This is a genomic window from Solwaraspora sp. WMMB335, assembly GCF_049179075.1.
In the GTDB taxonomy this organism is placed as follows: Bacteria; Actinomycetota; Actinomycetes; order Mycobacteriales; family Micromonosporaceae; genus Micromonospora_E.
Window position 1 is genome coordinate 3,408,624 of sequence record NZ_JBMHMF010000001.1, and the last position, 18,549, is coordinate 3,427,172.

General features: G+C 71.5%; 17 protein-coding genes and 1 tRNA gene. 8 read left to right on the forward strand and 10 right to left on the reverse strand.

The features are described from left to right. Nucleotides 1-7: 7 nt before the first annotated feature. On the forward strand, nt 8-2,317 hold the full coding sequence (locus ACN27F_RS14720; protein ID WP_421434023.1) for an AAA family ATPase: 2,310 nt from the start codon (nt 8-10) through the stop codon (nt 2,315-2,317). Between the two features lie 20 nt (nt 2,318-2,337). Here ACN27F_RS14720 and ACN27F_RS14725 read toward each other — a convergent pair whose 3' ends face one another. Continuing rightward, a complete protein-coding gene (locus ACN27F_RS14725) occupies nt 2,338-2,865 on the reverse strand; it encodes a GNAT family N-acetyltransferase (protein ID WP_421440213.1) in 528 nt (175 codons plus the stop codon). A gap of 202 nt (nt 2,866-3,067) precedes the next feature. Then, nucleotides 3,068-4,012: a hypothetical protein gene (locus ACN27F_RS14730; protein WP_421434024.1), complete on the reverse strand. Its 945-nt coding sequence runs from the start codon at nt 4,010-4,012 to the stop codon at nt 3,068-3,070. A gap of 154 nt (nt 4,013-4,166) precedes the next feature. Here ACN27F_RS14730 and ACN27F_RS14735 point away from each other — a divergent pair, with 154 nt between their 5' ends. Beyond that, nucleotides 4,167-4,379 (forward strand): hypothetical protein, encoded by a 213-nt coding sequence (locus ACN27F_RS14735; protein WP_421434025.1) that lies wholly within the window; start codon nt 4,167-4,169, stop codon nt 4,377-4,379. Between the two features lie 10 nt (nt 4,380-4,389). Here ACN27F_RS14735 and ACN27F_RS14740 read toward each other — a convergent pair whose 3' ends face one another. The 4 genes from ACN27F_RS14740 to ACN27F_RS14755 all read right to left on the reverse strand — a co-directional run bounded on the left by ACN27F_RS14740 (nt 4,390) and on the right by ACN27F_RS14755 (nt 7,654). After that, nucleotides 4,390-4,788 carry a DUF3263 domain-containing protein gene (locus ACN27F_RS14740; protein WP_421434026.1) on the reverse strand — a complete coding sequence of 133 codons (399 nt, stop codon included), beginning with the start codon at nt 4,786-4,788 and terminating at the stop codon, nt 4,390-4,392. Continuing rightward, entirely contained in the window at nt 4,788-5,795 is a 1,008-nt protein-coding gene (locus ACN27F_RS14745) for an ABC transporter permease subunit (RefSeq protein ID WP_421434027.1), read from the reverse strand. Before ACN27F_RS14745 ends, ACN27F_RS14740 begins: the two co-directional genes overlap by 1 nt. Next, the gene (locus ACN27F_RS14750) at nt 5,792-6,766 is read right to left on the reverse strand and encodes an ABC transporter ATP-binding protein (protein WP_421434029.1); all 975 of its coding nucleotides are present in this window, start codon (nt 6,764-6,766) and stop codon (nt 5,792-5,794) included. Before ACN27F_RS14750 ends, ACN27F_RS14745 begins: the two co-directional genes overlap by 4 nt. A gap of 102 nt (nt 6,767-6,868) precedes the next feature. After that, the gene (locus ACN27F_RS14755) at nt 6,869-7,654 is read right to left on the reverse strand and encodes a DeoR/GlpR family DNA-binding transcription regulator (protein WP_421434030.1); all 786 of its coding nucleotides are present in this window, start codon (nt 7,652-7,654) and stop codon (nt 6,869-6,871) included. Between the two features lie 206 nt (nt 7,655-7,860). Here ACN27F_RS14755 and ACN27F_RS14760 point away from each other — a divergent pair, with 206 nt between their 5' ends. Genes ACN27F_RS14760 through nagA form a run of 3 tightly spaced genes read left to right on the forward strand, consistent with a single transcriptional unit; the run spans nt 7,861 to nt 10,940 of the window. Then, nucleotides 7,861-8,784: an SIS domain-containing protein gene (locus ACN27F_RS14760; protein WP_421434032.1), complete on the forward strand. Its 924-nt coding sequence runs from the start codon at nt 7,861-7,863 to the stop codon at nt 8,782-8,784. A gap of 33 nt (nt 8,785-8,817) precedes the next feature. Continuing rightward, the gene (locus tag ACN27F_RS14765) at nt 8,818-9,792 is read left to right on the forward strand and encodes an ROK family protein (RefSeq protein WP_421434034.1); all 975 of its coding nucleotides are present in this window, start codon (nt 8,818-8,820) and stop codon (nt 9,790-9,792) included. An 8-nt stretch (nt 9,793-9,800) separates the two neighbouring features. Next, nucleotides 9,801-10,940, forward strand: coding sequence for an N-acetylglucosamine-6-phosphate deacetylase (gene nagA / locus ACN27F_RS14770; protein ID WP_421440214.1), 1,140 nt, complete (start codon nt 9,801-9,803; stop codon nt 10,938-10,940). Between the two features lie 27 nt (nt 10,941-10,967). On the opposite strand, the gene ACN27F_RS14775 is transcribed toward nagA, so the two are convergent. Beyond that, complete coding sequence (locus ACN27F_RS14775) at nt 10,968-11,744, reverse strand: phosphatase PAP2 family protein (protein ID WP_421434035.1); 777 nt, start codon at nt 11,742-11,744, stop codon at nt 10,968-10,970. Nucleotides 11,745-11,895: 151 nt separating this feature from the next. Between ACN27F_RS14775 and ACN27F_RS14780 the strand changes: the two genes are divergently transcribed. Continuing rightward, the gene (locus tag ACN27F_RS14780; RefSeq protein WP_421434037.1) at nt 11,896-13,122 is read left to right on the forward strand and encodes a DUF4032 domain-containing protein; all 1,227 of its coding nucleotides are present in this window, start codon (nt 11,896-11,898) and stop codon (nt 13,120-13,122) included. A gap of 40 nt (nt 13,123-13,162) precedes the next feature. On the opposite strand, the gene ACN27F_RS14785 is transcribed toward ACN27F_RS14780, so the two are convergent. Beyond that, nucleotides 13,163-14,923, reverse strand: a complete 1,761-nt coding sequence (locus tag ACN27F_RS14785) for an NAD-binding protein (protein WP_421434038.1) — start codon at nt 14,921-14,923, stop codon at nt 13,163-13,165. A gap of 108 nt (nt 14,924-15,031) precedes the next feature. On the opposite strand from ACN27F_RS14785, the gene ACN27F_RS14790 reads away from it, so the two are divergent. Further along, complete coding sequence (locus tag ACN27F_RS14790) at nt 15,032-16,561, forward strand: hydroxysqualene dehydroxylase (protein ID WP_421434039.1); 1,530 nt, start codon at nt 15,032-15,034, stop codon at nt 16,559-16,561. 74 nt (nt 16,562-16,635) lie between these two features. Here the strand turns inward: ACN27F_RS14790 and ACN27F_RS14795 are convergent, their stop codons facing one another. Further along, nucleotides 16,636-17,304 carry a hypothetical protein gene (locus ACN27F_RS14795; protein ID WP_421434040.1) on the reverse strand — a complete coding sequence of 223 codons (669 nt, stop codon included), beginning with the start codon at nt 17,302-17,304 and terminating at the stop codon, nt 16,636-16,638. A gap of 282 nt (nt 17,305-17,586) precedes the next feature. Between ACN27F_RS14795 and ACN27F_RS14800 the strand changes: the two genes are divergently transcribed. Beyond that, on the forward strand, nt 17,587-18,201 hold the full coding sequence (locus tag ACN27F_RS14800; protein ID WP_421434041.1) for a hypothetical protein: 615 nt from the start codon (nt 17,587-17,589) through the stop codon (nt 18,199-18,201). 162 nt (nt 18,202-18,363) lie between these two features. Here ACN27F_RS14800 and ACN27F_RS14805 read toward each other — a convergent pair. Further along, nucleotides 18,364-18,437, reverse strand: a tRNA-Thr gene (locus ACN27F_RS14805). Nucleotides 18,438-18,549: the final 112 nt, after the last annotated feature.

Below are 18,549 nucleotides of genomic sequence, written 5' to 3' on the forward strand. Positions count from 1 at the left end.
TCGGCGGGTGGCCGACCGAGAGCTGACCTTGACGGCAAGCCTGCGTCCAGCGGCGCTGGACGCCCGGCGGGGCATCGTCCGGCTGCATCCCGCGGTGCTGGCCGCGCTCGGAGTCGCCGCCGGGGATCCGGTCCGGCTGGCCGGGCGGCGGACCAGCGCCGGGATCGCCGCGCGGGCCGACAGCGGCGCCAGCCGCGCCCTGCTGTACGCCGACGATCTCATCCTCGGCAACATCGGTCTGCGCGACGGCGGCCAGGTCACCGTCTCCCCGGTGCCGGAGGTGGCCGCCCGCCAGGTGATGCTGGACGGGCCGGCGGAGATCATCGCGCTGGTCAGCCCGGAGATGCTGCGTCTGGCGCTGCTCGGCAAGGTGGTCACCGCCGGTGACAACGTGTCGCTGTTGCCGCAGGACGTGCTGCCCGAGCCGGCGACCCGGCGGATGATCGAGGCCGCCCGGCGCAGCCTGGCGAACACCGTCGGGTACGGCTGGACCAGCACCTTGCTCACCGTCACCGCCGCCGAGGCAGCCGGTGGATCCGTCTCGGACGGAGCCGTGCTGGTCACCATGGACACCGTGGTGGGCTGGCAGCACGGACCGGTGACGCACGGGTCCACCGGGGCTGACGTGCGCCCGGCGGCAGGCACCGCCACTGCTCCGCCGGCCGGCTCACCGCCGGCCGGCTCACCGCAGGCGGCCGGGCTGGGCCGTGACGGTCCGGACCGGGCCGCGACGGACCAGCTTGACGAGCCGCCGCCGAGCCTGGACGACCTACCGGGATTGCGCGCCCAGGCCGACGAGCTGACCGAACTCCTCGACCTCGGTTTCCACCACCGTGAGGTGCTCGCCCGGCTCGGCACCACCGTCTCGCTCGGGGTGCTGCTCAGCGGCCCCGCGGGGTCCGGCAAGTCGGCGCTGGTCCGAGCGGTGGCCGGTGCGGTCGGTGCCGAGGTGCGGGCGCTGTGGGCGCCGGAGATCGCCGCGCTGACCAACGACGCGGCGGCCCAGCGGCTGCGGGCCGCCGCGACCGCGGTCCGCCACGGTGGGCCGGCGGTGCTGCTGGTCTCCGACGTGGACGCGCTCGCCCCGCGTGACCAGCCGGGGCCACTGGCGACGGTGTTCCGTCAGATGCTCGCCGAAACGGTGGCGGCCGGCGCGGCGGTGGTCTGCACCACGAGCCACCCGGAGTCGCTGGATCCCGGCCTGCGTCGACCGGACCTGCTGGCGGTGCAGATCGCGGTACCGCTGCCGGACGCGGCGATGCGCCGCGAGCAACTGGCGGTGCTGACCCGGGGTATGCCGCTGGAGGACGGGGTCCGCCTCGACGGTATCGCCGGGCGTACCCCCGGGTTCGTCGCCGCCGACCTGGCCGCGCTGGTCCGCGAGGCCGGGGTACGGGCGGCGCTGCGGCAGAAGTCGGTCGCGGCACCGGTGGTGACGCCGGCCGATTTCGACACCGCGCTGGAGGTGGTACGACCGACCTCGATGTCGTCGTCCACGCTGGAGCTGGCCCGGGTCACGCTGGACGACGTCGGCGACATGGTCGAGGTCAAGCAGACCTTGACCGAGTCGGTGCTGTGGCCGCTGACCTATCCGGACACGTTCGCCCGGCTCGGCGTGCAGCCGCCGCGCGGGGTGCTGCTCTACGGTCCGCCCGGTTGCGGCAAGACGTTTTTGGTGACCGCGTTGGCTGGCACCGGAAAGGCGAACGTGCTGTCGGTCAAGGGCGCCGAGCTGCTGTCCAAGTGGGTGGGCGAGAGCGAGCGGGCGGTACGGGAGCTGTTCCGCCGGGCCCGCGAGGCGGCGCCGACGCTGGTCTTCCTGGACGAGGTCGACGCGTTGGCGCCGGTGCGGGGGCAGGCATCGGACGGCGGTACCACCGACCGGGTGGTGGCGGCGCTGCTCACCGAGCTCGACGGGGTGGAGGCGCTGCGCAACGTGGTGGTGATCGGCGCGACGAACCGGCCGGACCTGGTCGATCCGGCACTGCTGCGGCCGGGCCGGTTGGAACGGCTGGTGTACGTGCCGCCGCCGGACGCCGCCGCGCGGGTGGAGATCCTGCGGGCGGCGGCCAGGTCGGTGCCGCTGGCCGCCGACGTCGACCTGGCCGAGCTGGGCGATACGCTCGCCGGCTTCTCGGCGGCGGACTGCGCCGCCCTGGTACGCGAGGCGGCACTCGCCGCGATGCGGGAGTCCCTGGAGGCTTCATCGGTGACGGGCACGCACGTCACCGTGGCTCGGGAACGGATCCGGCCGTCGCTGGATCCGGCCCAGGTCGCCTGGCTGGCCGCGTACGCTGATCAGCAGGCGGCCCGCTAGCCGGATGAGCCTATTGCCTGCTAGCCGGCTAAGTCGGTGCTGAACGCCTCGTCCAGCCAGAACCGGGCGTGGACCTGGCCCTGCTCGACTTCGATCACCGCACCGCAGCGGCGCAGCAGGTTGATCGCGTACCGGTTGGTCACGGTGGTCCGGGCCACGACGAGCCGGGCGCCCAGCCGGGCGGCTTCTTCGAAGACCGCGCGCAGCGCCGCCGAACCGATGCCCCGGCCACGAGCCGAGCGACCGAGCCAGATGCCGGTTTCCAGCGCCCCGGCCGGTGCGTCGAGTCGGGTGAGCCGGATGCCGCCGACGACGTCGTCACCGTCGACGGTGATCGCGTACAGAATGGTGCCGGTCGGTCCGCAACGCGCACCGTCGAAGTGGGATCGGTAGAAGTCGCGGAACGCGTCGCGGCGGGCGGCGGTCCAGCCGACGGGGCCCGGCACCGGCGGCATGACCTCGCCCGGATCGGCTTCGGCCACGGCGGTGGAGAGCAACGGCTCCAGCAGGGCGTCGCTCATCGGTATCAACCGCACGTCGTGCCGCACGGCGGTAGTCTTCCAGGCCAGTGCCGGTTCCGCCTTACTCATTCCGCGCCCTCCACCTACCCAGCGAGTGGCTCCTGCAGTGGTTAATTGCTCAGTGCCGCCTCGCACGAAACGCCCCAGCGGCGCGGCTGGCCAGTCGGCGCCCGCCCACGGCCGCTGCGGTGAGCTGTAGTTCCAGGTCAGGCCACATCGACGGGCAGCATCATCCGTCATCGAACTGGCACAATATGGCGGTCGCGTCGTCGTGACGTTTGTAGCGGGGCGGCTGGTCGCGGTTGTCGCTGTCCCGCTCCGCGACGCGGACCCGCCGGATCAGTTCGGCCGGGCCGACGCGGGTCAGCAGGTCCAGCAGGCCCGGCCAGTCGACCAGGTCGAATTCCTCGACCGCCCGGGTCGCCCCGTCGCTGAGCAGGGCCGCCCGCCGGATGCGCCCCGGACCGGTCAGCGGGAGGGTGCCGCACAGCGCCTTGGCCGCGGCGGCTGGATCGGCCGCGGCGATCCAGTAGCCGTCCGGTTGGTTGGTGTGCTGCCGCTGCCACCGGACCGCCCGCCGGTACTGCTCGTCGGCGGCGGCCGGGTCCGCCGCAGGCGGGCCGGGCGGCCGGGGGCCGCCCCACAGCTTGCTCATGGCGGCGACCAGGCGGTCGTCGGCCACCACGCCGACCTGCCCGTCCGCGTCGAACAGCAGTGGACTGTCGCCAAGCACCAGATAGTCGAGGTGCCCGCCGACCTGGCGGAGCAGGCAGACGGTCGCCGACGGGATACCCGGGTGGTCGAGATCGCAGCTACCGCCGTGATCGTCGCGCACCGCCCGGATCGCGTCGGACAGAATGTCCGTGAGCGGCACGGCGGACATGGGTCGGGCGGACGTCGACACGCTCGACGCGGTGGACGCGGTGGACGCCGGCGCGGCGGCGAGACCGAGCCGGGCGGCGAGTCGCCGGACGTACCAGGCAGGCCCATGTACACATCCGGTCTCGAATCCGGCCGGTGCGGTCGCCCCGTCCAGTACGCCGACCAGTCCGCCGTACTGGAACATCTGGTCTTCGTTGTCCGGTTGACCGGGCGCCGCGACCGAGCACGCGTCGACACGCATCACCGGCGGCGCCGTCGGCACGGCGCGGGTGCGGGTGCTGGTGCTGGTCATCGCGCCCGGTGGTGGTCGGGAATCACCCTGAGCATCTCGCTAACTCTCCGAGTTTGGTCTACCACTGAAGGTAGCGTGGCCGGTAAGTGGGTGTCGAGGATCGTGGGCCGCGCGGCGCGCACGAGCGATACCCGGGGACACAGGGGGTCAGCAGATGTTGCAGCAAATGCATGAAAAAGGTGTACGGGCCGAACACATGTATCTGGCCGGCATGGCCAGTATCGCCATCTCCTTCGCCAGCTGGATGTTGTCCAAGCGGTTCGAAAAGGCCGGCATCGAGCGGGCCGACAGGTGGGGCATCTTCGTCGGCGAGTGGGCACCGACCTTCCTCGCCCTCGGTAACGGCCTGCGGATGTACGAGAAGTAGTCTCCGGTCTTCACCGGCGTCGGGCGCGGGACCGCGCGGCCCGCAGCCGGCGGAGCCGAGCCACCAGCACCGGCTCGGCGGCGAGCGCGGCCGGATCGTCCAGCAGCTGGTTGAGCAACTGGTAGTAGCGGGTCGCCGAGAGCCCGAAGGTGTCGCGAATCGCCTGTTCCTTGGCACCGGCGTGTTTCCACCACTGCCGTTCGAAGTCGAGAATCCGCTGTTCACGTTCGCCCAGCGGGGCCGCCGCCCGGTCCGTCCCGGCCGCGGACTCGCCGTCGGTGCGCTGCCGGGGAACACTCGTCGGGGCACCCGCCGCAGGCTGCGGGCCCGCGTCCGGTCCGGACCCGGTCCGGGTTTCGTCAGCAGCCGGCACCTCACCAGCGTAATCGCCAGCCCGCGCCGGGCGCATCAGGTGATGTCGCGCCGGCGCATCGTCCAGGCCGCCACGCCGAGCACCGCCAGCACCACGACCGCGATCAGGCCGCCGGTGTGCAGCCAGGTGACCTCGATGGACGGCGGCACGCAGCCGGCCGAGCCACCGCCGCATGCCCGCCAGTCGATGATCTCCATCGAGGAGTCCATCCAGGCGATCCAGTAGGTGGGGATTATCAACAACTCCGGGTAGCGCACCTCCCCCGCGAGAAAGCCGAGTCCGGCCTGCACGACCACCAGGAACCCGAGCGCCCCGCCGAGGGCGAGCGCGGTATGCCGACCGATCGTGGCCAGCCCGAATCCGACCATGGCCGCGGCGACCACCAGCACCACCGAGCGGACCTCCGTCAGGGCGACCGAGCGCCACGCTCCGGCGGTCATCCCGGCGGTCACCCCACGGTTGGTCGCGATCAGCCAGAACCCCGCCGTCCAGGCGAGTGCGGCGGGCACCGTCACCGCCAGCACTCCGGTCAGCAGCGCGGCAAGCTTGGTGAGCAGCACCTGCAGCCGCCGGGGCCGCCACAGCAGCAGGTTCATCATGCCGCCCGAGGTCCACTCGGCACCGACGAAGGAGGCGCCGACCGCGAAGAAGGTGAGCAGCAGCAGGCTGACGAACGTGTAGAGAGTCGCCCGGAACTGGTCACGGAACTCGAACGTCGGCGGCAGGAACATCTGCGCCCGGAACATGTCCCGGGTGGGCGGGGTGATGGCGGCGCAGTCGGCCGGGAACCCGCCCGTGTCCGCCGCACCCGACCGCTTGCTCTCCTCGCACTCGGTACGCCATCGCTCGCTGTCGGCGAGACTGAGCTCGTACTGCTGTTGGGCGGCTTGTTCCGCCTCGGCCACCGCCTGCGGGTCGACCTTCTGGTTGCCGAGGAACGTCCCGACGGCGACGATGGCGAGCACCAGCAGGCTGGCAAACACGAGATAGCGGACGAAGCGGCGCTTGACGAGCCGGCGCAATTCGGCCCGGTAGAGATTCACCGCTCGGCTCCCGCCTGGTCCGACTCCGACGTGGTGCCGGTCAGGTGGAGGAAGACACTTTCCAGATCCACTGCGACCGGTGCGAGTTCGCTGACGTAGAGGTCGCCGGCGGCCAGCGTACGGGTCACCCAGGACGGCTGCCCGACCCCGTACACCAGCAGGTGATCGGCGTGCCGGGTGACGCTGATCCCGGAGCCGGCGGCTCCGGCCGGCGCCGCTTCGACCAGCACCGCTTCGGCGGCCGGCAGGTCGGCGACGGCGTCCAAACGTACCCGAAGACCGCCGCCGGAATGCGCGGCCAGCACCTCGGCGACCGGACCGGCGGCGACCCGCCGGCCCCGCGAGATGATCGTCACCGAATCGCAGATCAGCTGGATCTCGCCGAGGATGTGGCTGGACAGCACCACGGTCGTGCCGGCGGCGACCAGATCACGCATCAAGGTGCGCATCTCCCGGATGCCGGCCGGATCGAGACCGTTGGCCGGCTCGTCGAGGATCAGCAACGCCGGCTCCTTCAGCAGCGCCGACGCCACGGCGAGCCGTTGTCGCATGCCCAGCGAGTAGGTCCGGACCCGGTCGCCGGCCCGGCCGGCCAGCCCGACCAGATCCAGCACCGCCGGCACACGCCGCGACGCGACCCCGCCGGCCTGGGCCAGCAGCGAGAGGGTGTCCCGGGCGGTGAAGTGCGGGAAGAACTGTGGACTTTCCACGATAGCCCCGACCTGCCGCGCCACCTCGGGAAGATGCTCGGGCACCGGCCGGCCGAGGATCGCCATCCGGCCGCCGTTCGCACTGACCAGGCCGAGCAGCGTACGCAAGGTGGTGGTCTTGCCGGACCCGTTCGGCCCGAGGAAGCCGTGCACCTGGCCGGCTTCGACCCGCATGTCGAAGCCGTCGAGGGCATGTCGGACCCCGCGTCGGCTGCTCCGGTACGTCTTGCGCAGTCCGTCGATCTCCAGTACGGCAGCCATCCACCGGTCTCCGCCCGTACGCCGTCAGGACAGCGCACACCATACGCGTCGGTCGTCGCGCCGAGCGGGGTGGCACGCGAGGCAGCACGCGGGTGTGGCGCTTCAGGCGGTGATCACCGTCAGGCCCAGTTCGCGGAAGGCCGCCACCGTGGCCGGATCCGCGCCGGAGTCGGTCACGAGGGTTTCCACCCGCTCGATCGGGCAGATCCGGGCGAACGCGTGTCCGCCGAGCTTCGACGAGTCAGCGATGATCACCACCCGTTTCGCACGGGCCACCATCAGCGCGTTCATCGACGCCTCGCCCTCATGGTGGGCGGCGGCGCCGAGCTGCGGGTCGATCGCGTCGACGCCCAGCAGGGCGACATCGAGGGTGACTTCGCGCAGCAACGCTCCACCCAGCGGGCCGACCAGCTCGAACGACTGCGGGCGGACCACCCCGCCGGCGACGACGATCTTCATCCGGGAACGGACCAGCAGCTCGTTGGCGATGTTCAGCGCGTTGGTGACCACGGTCAGTTGGGCGCCGTCCGCGCTGGTGTTCAGATCCGGGCGTACGGCCAGTGCGCGGGCCACTTCGGTGGTGGTGGTGCCGCCGTTGAGCCCGACCACCATGCCGGGTGCCACGAGCGACGCCGCCGCGGTACCGATGCGCTGCTTCTCCGCCGAGTGTTTTGCGGTCTTGTAACGCAACGGCAGGTCGTACGAGACGCCGTTGGCCACCGCGCCACCCCGGGTACGGGTGATCATCTGCTGCTGGGCCAGCTGGTCGAAGTCCCGGCGAATGGTCGCCTGGGACACGTCGAGCCGGGCGGCGGCGTCCTCGACGGTGATCCGGCCGCTGTCGGTCAGCAGCTCCAGCAGGGTGTTCCACCGTGCGTACCGGTCCATCCGCATCCCTCCCGACGCCGCGCTGCGCAATTGGTGACTGATCTGCTGCACACTAGTGCGCGAAACGCCTGTAAGGCAAAAGTTCCGTCTGCGCGATCGAGGAGGTTTGTTGCCAGTCGCTTACGCGAGCACGCACAATGACGCGCGAAAACCTGTTGGTTTGAGCTGGAACACGCAGCATCGCAGGGTCAGCAAGGAGTGTGGCGATGACCTACGTCGACGCCGAGATCGCCAGTCAGCCCGAGTGCTGGCGGCAGGCCGCCGGCATGGCCACGGCGAGTGCGCTGCCCCGCGACGGCGAGCGGGTCGCCGTGGTCGGCTGCGGCACTTCCTGGTTCATGGCGATGGCCTACGCGGGACTGCGCGAACGGGCCGGCCACGGAGAGACCGATGCCTTCCAGGCATCGGAGTTCCCACCCGGCCGGCGCTACGACCGCATCATCGCGATCAGCCGCTCCGGCACCACCACCGAGATCACCGACCTGCTCGCCGCGATCGACGACCGGCAGCGGACCACCGTCCTCGTCGGTGACCCGGACTCGCCGGCCGCCGCGTTGGCCGGCCACGCCGTCGCGCTGCCCTTCGCCGACGAGCGGTCGGTCGTTCAGACCCGCTTCGCCACCAGCGTGCTGGCTCTGCTACGCGCCCACCTCGGCGAGGACGTCGCCTCCTTCGCCGCCGACGCCGAGGTCGCGGTCCGCGCGCCGCTGCCGATCAGCCCGGCGCTGATCGACCAGGTCACCTTCCTCGGCCGTGGCTGGACCGTCGGGCTGGCCCACGAGGCCGCGCTCAAGTGCCGCGAAGCGGCGACCTTCTGGTCCGAGGCGTATCCGGCGATGGACTACCGGCACGGACCGATCGCCGTCGCCGGCCCGCACCGGATGGTGTGGGCGTTCGGCGAGATTCCCGACCACCTCGCCGACGACGTGGCGGCCACCGGCGCGGCGTTCGTGCACAGCCGCACCAACGGCGTGTACGGCGTACTCGGTCGTTGGACGGCCGGCCGCCAGCCGCTCGACCCGATGGCCGATCTGATCCTCGCCCAGCGGTTCGCGGTCGCCCTGGCCACCAGCCGCGGGCTCGACCCGGACAACCCCCGCCACCTGAGCCGGTCGGTCGTGCTCACGTGAGTGTCGGACGCGTATGAGTGCCACGGACCTGCGGTGAGCGCGCTCAACGGAGCTGGCGACGAAGGCGAAGTCGTCGTCGCGCTCGATGTCGGCGGCACCGGAATCAAGTGTGCCCTCGTCGGGCTGGCAGACCGGGCCGTACGGCACGCGGAGCGACATCCGACCTGGGCGGCCCGTGGACCGGCCGCCGTCGCCGAGACCATCTGCGAACTCGCCGAGAAGCTGGCCGGCACCGCCCGCGACCGTGGACTCACCCCGGTGGCCAGTGGCATCGCCGTACCCGGTGTCGTCGACGAGGCCAGTGGGACGGCGGTCTGGTCGGCCAATGTCGGCTTCCGCGACGTACCGCTGCGAGACCTGGTCGCGGCGCGGACCGGTCTGCCCGCGGCGCTCGGCCACGACGTACGGGCCGGCGGTGTCGCCGAAGCCCGGATCGGGGCCGCCCGAGGCAGCCGGCACGTGCTGTTCATCGCGATCGGCACCGGCATCGCCGCCGCTTCCGTCGTCGACGGCAGGACGTACTCCGGCGCGCACGGCGCGGCCGGCGAACTCGGCCACGTGGTGGTCCGCCCCGGTGGGCCGGCCTGCGGCTGCCGACAGGCCGGGTGCCTGGAGGCGATCGCCTCGGCCGGCGCGGTCGCCCGCCGGTACGCCGAGCAGGCCGGCCGCGACCCGGCCGGTGCCGCCGAGGTGGCGCGGTTGGCGGCCGACGGCGATCCGGTCGCCACCACAGTATGGACCGAGGCAATCGACGCGCTGGCCGACGGCCTGCTGATCGGCCAGGCGATGTTCGATCCGGAGATCGTGGTGCTCGGCGGCGGGCTGGCCGAGGCCGGCGGGCAACTGCTCGACCCGCTGGGACGGATGATGCGGGCTAAGCGGACATTCCACCGGCTGCCTCGGCTGGTGCCGGCCGCGCTCGGTGACGAGGCGGGCTGCCTCGGTGCCGCCCTGCTCGCGGCCGACGCCATACCGTCGTCGGGTGACGTCAGCCGGGTGCAGGTGTAGTGGTGCGGCTGCACGGACGGGTGGTCACCCCGAAGGCGATCATCGAGCGGGGTCGTGTCACCGTCGACGGCGACACGATCAGCGCGGTCGAGGCGGTCGAGGCGGTCGAGGCGGTCGAGGCGGTCCGTGCGGCAGAGTCCGAGGCGGCCGGGACCGGGACCGGCTGGCTCGTGCCGGGCTTCGTCGACATCCACACCCACGGCGGCAGCGGGGACACCTTCACCACCGGTGACGCCGCGTCGGCCCGCCGAGCCGCCGCCTTCCACCTGTCCCACGGCACCACCACCCTGCTGGCCAGCCTGGTGTCGTCGCCGGTCGAGCTGATGCGCGCGTCGGTCACGGCGTACGCCCCGCTGGTCGCCGACGGCACCCTGGCCGGGCTGCACTTCGAGGGACCGTACCTGTCGGTGGTGCGGTGCGGCGCGCAGAACCCGGTGCACCTGCGCGATCCCGACCCGGACGAGCTGGCCGGCCTGCTCGACCTCGGCGGTGGCAGCATCCGGATGGTCACCCTCGCACCGGAACGGGCCGGCGCGCTGGCCGCGATCACCCAGCTGGTCGGCGCCGGCGTGGTGGCCGCGATCGGACACACCGACGCCAGCTACGACCAGACCCGGGCCGCCATCGACGCCGGCGCCAGTGTCGGTACGCACCTGTTCAACGGCATGCGCCCGCCTCATCACCGCGAACCCGGACCGGTGTTCGCGCTGCTCGGCGACGACCGGGTGGCCTGTGAACTGGTCGCCGACGGGGTGCACCTGCACGACGGCACGCTCGCCTTCGCCGCGACGGTCGCCGGGCCCGGCCGGGCCGTCCTGATCACCGACGCGATGGCCGCCGCCGGGATGCCTGACGGGGAGTACGAGCTGGGCGGACAGCCGGTGGTCGTCGCCGGCTCGGTGGCCCGCCTCGCCCGCGACGGGTCGATCGCCGGCAGCACCCTCACCATGGACGCGGCGCTGCGCCGCGCGGTCGGGGCCGGGATCGGCATCGTCGACGCCTGCCGGATGGCGGCCACCACCCCCGCGGCGGCGATCGGCTTGGCCGGCACGGTCGGGGCGATCGCTCCGGGCCTGCGCGCCGACCTGGTCGAGCTCGACGACGACCTGCGGGTACGCCGAGTCATGCGCGCCGGCGTCTGGCGCTGAGGCGCGGTCACCCGGGGCCTCACCGGATCAGGACAACCCCGCGCGGCGGTGGAGGCCGTTGGGCAGCGCCGGCACCGGTATGCCGTCCCACGGCACCCGCTGCAGCAGGCGCAGCAGCAGCAGGCCGAGCAGCAGGCCGGCGACCGAATCGGTGAGCCAGTGGTAGCCGAGGTAGACCGTGGTGCAGAAGACAATGACCGTGGGCAGCACGCGCAGCGTGAGGTAGCCGGGGAACGGCCGCCCCGGCGGCACCGGTTTGCCGTACGAGCGCAGCAGTCCGGTGATCAGCAGGGCGATCACCGCGTACCAGACGATGGTGTTGACGACGTGCCCGGACGGGTACGCCATCGCCGGTGTGGCATCGGTGAACAGCCGCTCCGGCCGCGGATCGTCGAGGTCGTGGGGGTAGCCCCGGGGCAGCAGCACCTTCATCGGCCCGATGGTCACCAGGGTCAGCACCAGCACGGCGGCCACCGGCAGCAGCGGACGCACCGAGCGGACCCGTACGGCCAGCCAGAGCGCCAGCAGGCTCGACAGCGGGATGAGCACCCAGCCGCCCTGGCCAGCGAAGTTGAGCACCCGGGCGATCCAGTACGCCGCCAGCGGGCGGTTGGCGTCCACCCAGTCACGGATCGCCAGGTCGGTGTCGAGAAACACCCCGGTGGCCAGCGCCCCGGTCAGTCCGGCCAGGCCGACCAGTAGCAGACCGTCGAGCCACCAACCGGAGCGCGGAGTACTCACCTGCCCGGTGCCGGCCGGGTCGACCGGGGCACCGGTCGGCTGGGGTGAGACGGGTTCCGGCACGCCCGCCACGTTACCCAACGGGCAGGACGTGACGATGCTGTGTCCGCAGCGCGACATGTCGGCTGCGGCACTGCCCTTATCGGGGCAGTACGGGATGAAGAGGCAGTGTTAGTCGAGCCACGGAGAGCGGCGACCGCAGGCCGTACCCGTCATGCTTGATGCCGTGCGGATCACCTCGGCCCTTGTGGATCCGGCGCTGCTCGACCTGCCCTGGTCGACACCGCTGGAGCAGTGGCCTGCCGACCACCTGGTAGCGCTGCCGCAGGGCATTTCCCGGCACGTCGTCCGCTTCGTCAGGCTCGCCGGCACCGTCTACGCGGTCAAGGAGACCGGCGAGCGGGTCGCCGAGCGCGAGTACGACCTGCTGCGGGCGCTGGAACGGATCGACTTCCCGGCCGTGGAGGCGGTGGCGATCGTGGCCGATCGCACCGACCCTGACGGCGAGCCACTCGACCCGGTACTGATCACCCGCCACCTGCAGTTCTCCCTGCCGTACCGGGCGCTGTTCGCCAACCAGCTGCGCCCGGAGACCCTGGCCCGGCTGCTCGACGCGCTCGCCGCGCTGCTGGTCCGAATGCACCTGACCGGCTTCTTCTGGGGAGACTGCTCGCTGTCGAACACCCTGTTCCGCCGGGACGCGGGCGCGTTCGCCGCCTATCTGGTCGACGCGGAGACCGGCGCGCTGCGGCCCAGCCTGTCCAACGGCCAACGCGGCGAGGACCTGGAGATCGCCCGGGTGAACATCTTCGGCGAGGCGCTCGATCTGCAGGCGGCCGGGCTGCTGCACGACTCGATCGACCCGGAGGAGGTCAGCGAGGAAGTGGTCGCCCGCTACGAACGGCTGTGGCACGAAATCACTTACGAGCAGCACGTCGAGCGGGAGTCGCGGCACGACATCGAACGGCGCATCCGCCGGCTCAACGAGCTCGGGTTCGACGTCGCCGAGGTGGCGATGTCGCTGGTCGACCGCGGGTCGTACCTGGTCCGGCCGAAGGTCGTCGACGCTGGCTACCACACCCGGCGGCTGCTGCGCCTGACCGGTCTGGACGCCGAGGAGAACCAGGCCCGCCGGCTGCTCAACGACCTGGACGCCTACCGGGCGGAAAGCGATCTGACCGACGAGCAGCAGGCAGCGCACCGCTGGCTGACCGAGGTCTTCGAACCGGTGATCCGGGCGGTACCCGCCCACCTGCGCCGCAAGGTCGAGCCGTCCGAGCTGTTCGCCCAGGTGATCGAACACCGCTGGCGGCTGTCCGAGCAGGCCGGCCGGGACGTGGGGTTGGCACCGGCGGTGCAGTCGTTCCTCGCCGACGTGCTGGTGCACTACCCGGACGAGCAGGCGGTGCTCGGCGTGGAAGTGGTCGAGATCCCGATCTGATTCCAGTCCCCGAATGACGGGGCCGTCGGGCAGAAGGACATCAGGCCGGCGGCAGTTGCGGGCTGGACGGTGGCGGCGGCTCCGAGGCCTGTTTGAGCAGCCAGCTGAGCCCGGACCGGCGAGCCACCACGGTGATCCGGTCCCGGGCCGCCAGGCGGTAGCCCGCACCCGGCAACCAGATCGGGCCGGGCTCGCCGAACTGGGCGAACGCGATCACCCGTACGCCCGGATTCACGGCGACCGCGGCGAGCGTCCGGCCGTCCAGCGCCGACCCGGCGGCGACGATCACCTCGGCGACCAGCAACACGTGCCGGTTGACCGGAATGGTGGCGATGACCTCGCGATCCATCAGCGCGGCAGCGAACGCCGGTGCCGCCAGGTAGGAGACGCTGCGCGAAATGCCGATGTTGAACGCCTGTTGGATCCGGTTGGCGAAGTCGCCGTCGAACAGCCGCAGCACGATGTGCACCTGCGGGTTGATCTCCCGGCTGTAGAGGGCGGCCTGCAGGTTCGTCACGTCATCGGTGGAGACGACCACCAGCGCGCGGCAGCTGACCACCGAGGCGCTGCGCAGCGTCTCCTCCTGCGAGCCGTCCCCGATGATCAGCGGAAAACCCCGTTCCCGCGCGATCGACACCCCTCGGGCGTCCGGATCCTTGTCCACTCCCACGACCTCGACGCCCAGGTCGTGCAGCTGCCACATGACCCGGGTGCCGACGTTGCCGAGCCCGACGACGATCACGTGGCCGACGCGCTCGGCCTGCGTACGACCGTCGGTCAGGGCCAGCCGGGCGTTGACCACCCCGTCCACCACGGCCGCGGTGAGCAGCGGAATCAACGCGAGCCCGGCCAGGCTGAGCACCACCTGCATGACCTGGACCGCGGCGGACCTGCTGAGATCCGGGTCGGCGCCGCTGAGCGTCATCACCACGGTCAGGTAGACCGCTTCGGCGACGCTGACCCTCTCGGCCCGCGACAGCGCCATCCCGAACAAGACCACCACGGCGAGCACCACCAGTGTGGCGATGCCGATCTTGCGGGTGGCGAAGGACCGCAGCGCGCGGGCCGGGTGCCGCCACAACCGGGCGCGTTGGCGGGCCCGGGCGATCCGTCGGGCGGCCCACACCGGCCCGGGTTGCGCACCGGCGGCCTCCGCCAGCACCAGGTCGGCGTTGTGCTGGTCGGCCGGCAGCACCCGGGGACGGCCTGGGTCGCGCAGGTCGGCCAGGCCGCAGATGACGTGCTCCGGGCGTACCTCGTCACGGCGGGCCACATGCAGCGTGCGTCGACCGTGCCGGAAGTGGGTCGGCGACACCACGCCGAGCGCGGCGGCGACGAAGGCCGGCGCCGCCATCGAGGCGTCGGACAGCACCTCGCAGTCGGCGAACAGCACCTTCACCCGATTACCCAGCCGGGTGTTGAACATCCGCATCACCACACGCAGGTCCGGTTCGACCTCCTGCGCGCACAGCGCGGCATGGATGTTGCCCACATCGTCCTGGTTGATCAGCGCGAGCCCACGGGCGCCGGCCAACCCGGCCGACCGGAACGTCGCCTCGGTGAGCCGGTCGGCCCGCAACAGCCGGATCCCCTTGATCGAGCGCATGTCCGGCCCGTCGGGACGGGTCCGGGTAGGCACGATCACGGTGACCGCGGCGGCGGCCGCCACCAACTCGTTGACAAGGCGGTACGCCAACGGGTCGGCACCGCAGACCACATAGTGCGGCCGGTTGTCGCCGTTGTTCCGCAGCCGCCCCTCCACGGCTCGGCGGGCTCGGTGCCGCCATGGATCGGCTGCCATGCCCGGATGGTAGTCGTGGCCCGCACGCGCCGAGGTAACCGTAAAATCGCCTGCCGGGCGCCAGCGACCGGCACACTGGACGTACCCGATCCGCAAGGGAGGCAAGGTTTGGGACTGTCCCGAGCGGTCGGCCGGCTGTTCGGTGTACGGACCGAAGTGGTGCAGTCCGGACCGGCCGGCACCGACCGGGTCGCCGCCGGGACCGACGCGTTGGTCGTCGGCGGCGGTATCGCCGGTGTCTCTGCCGCGGTCGTGCTCGCCGAACACGGCGTCCGGGTCACCGTGCTGGAACGCGCCGACCACCTCGGCGGACGGTTGTCCACCTGGCCGGAAACCCTCGCCGACGGCACCGTGCAGCCGGTCGACCACGGCTTCCATGCCTTCTTCCGGCAGTACTACAACTGGCGGGCCATCCTGCGCCGCGCCGATCCGGAACTCGGCATGCTCCGCCCCATCGACGGCTACCCCGTGTTGTCGGCGCAGTGGCCGGCCGAGGAGTTCGGCCGGCTGCCCGCCGCGCCGCCGTTGAGCCTGGTCGCGTTGCTGCTGCGCAGTCCCAGCCTACGGCTGCGCCAGCTGCGTCAGCTGGATCGGCGGGCCGCCCTGCCGCTGTTGGCCTACCACCCGGCACGCAGCTTTGCGGATCTCGACGAGTGCACCGCCGCCGAGCTGCTCGACTCGCTGCGGCTGCCGGACCGGGCCCGAGCCATGCTGTTCGAGGTCTTCTCCCACTCGTTTTTCAACCATGAGCGGCAGATGTCCGCCGCCGAGCTGGTAGCCAACTTCCACTTCTATTTCCTCGGCAACCCGGAAGGGCTCGGCTTCGACGCGCCGGACGTGGACTACGGGACCGCGATCTGGCAGCCGCTGCAGGAGTACCTGCGCCAGCGGGGCGCACGGGTGGTCACCGGCGAGGAGGTACGCGCCGTCACGCCCCGGCGCGCCAACGGTTGGCAGGTCCGGTGCGCGTCCGGTGCCGCACACACCGCCCGGTACGTGGTACTCGCCGTCGACCCGCCGGCGCTGCGGGCGATGGTCGGCGGCTCGCCTCGGCTCGCCGAGGCCGCGCCGGTGCTGGCGAAGCAGGTCGCCGGGTTCGGCGTCGGGCCACCGTACGCGGTGGCGCGGCTCTGGCTGGGCGGAGACGTGGCGCCGGAGCGTCCTGTCTTCAGCGGCGTTTCACGCCAGCCGACGCTGGACTCGGTCACGCTCTACCACCGGTTGGACCGCCAGGCACGGCAGTGGGCGCAGCGCAACCGTGGCGCGGTAGTCGAGTTGCACGCGTACGCCTGTCCGGAGGACACCGGAGCCGGCCTGCTCGCCGATCGGATGCTCGCCGAGCTGGCCGGGCTCTGGCCGGAGGTCACCGGGCTGCCGGTGGTGCAGCGGCGGGCCCGGGTGCAGGCCGACGCGCCAGCGTTCGAGCCGGGTGCGGCGGCCCACCGGCCGGGGGTGGTCACCGACGCTGACGGGCTGTTCCTGGCCGGCGACGGGATCGGCACCGACCTGCCGGGGGCGTTGATGGAGCGGGCCGCGGTGACCGGGATCCTCGCGGCGAACCACATCCTGCGCCGGGAGGGCGCCGCCACCGAGCCGCTGCGGACGATCCGGCGGTACGGCCTGCTGGCCAAACCCTGATCCGGTCGGTCCGGGGGACCGGACCGGTCGCCGGTCGGGGCATGGCCCACCGGCGACCGGTCGGGTCTCAGCCGTCAGCTGGTCTGCTGGACGGCGTCGCGGATGCCGATGAGTTCGCTCGCCGCTTCGGCACCGTCGGCGAAGTAGAACAGCACCAGGGCCAGTGCTCCCCGATCTACCCAGACGCACAGCCCGCCGACCTCGCCTTCGAGGTCGGTGTCACCGCAGCGGGCCAGGGCACTCGACGATCCGAGATCGATCTCGACGACGTTGGTCAGCTCGAAGCCGAGGGCACCGTCGGTGACGTCGGCCATCTCCTGCTCGGGGGCGGCGATCAGCCCGGAGACTCCGGCGATCATGAACAGGGTCTCGGACTCCACGTCCCCGTAGAAGGCGCCGATGCTGCTGGTCGCCTCCGGCACGCCGGATTCCATCTCGGTGACCATCTCGGTAGCGGCGGTCTGCAGGTCCGGGTCGGTGCTGATCGGCTGGCCGGCAAGGGTATCCGGGGTGACCAGGCGGGTCTGGGTAGCCTCGATGACCTCACCGACCTCGTCACGGACCGCGAAGAAGGTGATGGCCACCCCGCCGAGGCAGAGCACGAGCACGGCGGCGAGCACGATCAGCACGATCTTGCCGGCGTTGGACTTCTTGGGTGCCGCCGGCGGCATCGCCGCAGCCAGGTCCCCGGCTGGATCTACGGCCGGTTGGCCAGGGTGCTGCGGTTGTCCGGGGTGGGTCATTCGTACTCCTCGTTTTGAGTCCCCGTGCGCGCCCACGGTTGCTGGACCGATCTGGAAGCTTCCTGACCGTCCGCTGAGCGCAGAACCGGACGATCGTAGCGGTACTCGACGGACATCCGTGACCCGCTGCCGGACGACCGTCCACACCGCCGGTGCCACACCCCCGTGGTCGGCGGCTGTCGGGTCCGCGACACTCGCCGGCCGGCTGTATCTCCACCACGGTCGTCGGCCTCTATGTGGAGACGCGGGATTCGCCCGCGCGGACCACAAAGGGGAGGGCACATGGCCAACTTCGTCTGCCATCGCGGGGAGGATCCGGACAACTGGTACCCACCGGAGGTACGGTTGATCTACGGCCTGACGGTGCGGCAGCCCTGGCCGGGCGTACGACCCAGCGACAAGTTCGACGTCACCAAGATCTGGGCGGAGCTGCAGAAGGACATCAAGCAACGCGGGCACGAGAACGTCAACATGTACACGCAGACCCTGCGGCAGGCCGGACAGCCGGTCGCGCTGGCCTTCTCCCGGGAGTACGACAAGGCCTACAGTCACAAGGGCAACGTCTACTCGGTCTCGATTCCGGGCGCCCGGACCTTCCGGTTCGCGGAGTCGACCCGGAACAAGTGCGTGCCGGCGCTCGGGAAAGAGGTCGACTGGGTGACCGACCACGCCGCGATCGATGACCACTACCTGGTGCTGAACGCGGACAGCATCGCCGGATCGACGGTGCTCGGACTCGGGCACCGTTCGAGCGGCTTGGAGGTGACCTTCTTCACCGACCTACCACGGCAGTGGGTGACACAGGTCAACAAGGAACCGGCCAGCGACATCGAGGTGACGGATCTCAACAAGCTGGACATCGACACCAGGATCAAGGTGCAGAAGCTGGGCAGGTAGCGGCAGGCCAGGACACGGGTCGAACCGACTGGCCCGGCGACCTGACCGCGACGTCGACTGTCGGACCGATGTCGTCCGACATGCGTCGGTGGCAGCTGTCCCGGTTGCCGTCAAGGAAGTCCCGCCGTGCTCCGCACGGCGGGACTTCCTTGACTGTGCCGGAGCCCCCGGCCGGGCTCGAACCGGCGACATCTCGCTTACAAGGCGAGTGCTCTGGCCAACTGAGCTACAGGGGCAGTGTCGTGCACGGTCAGCATAGCCACTGACGTGGCGATACCGCCGCATCGGCCGGTTCAGCCGATCGATCTCTTCCGTTGTACGGACGGCGGTCCGTCCCGGATGACCGTC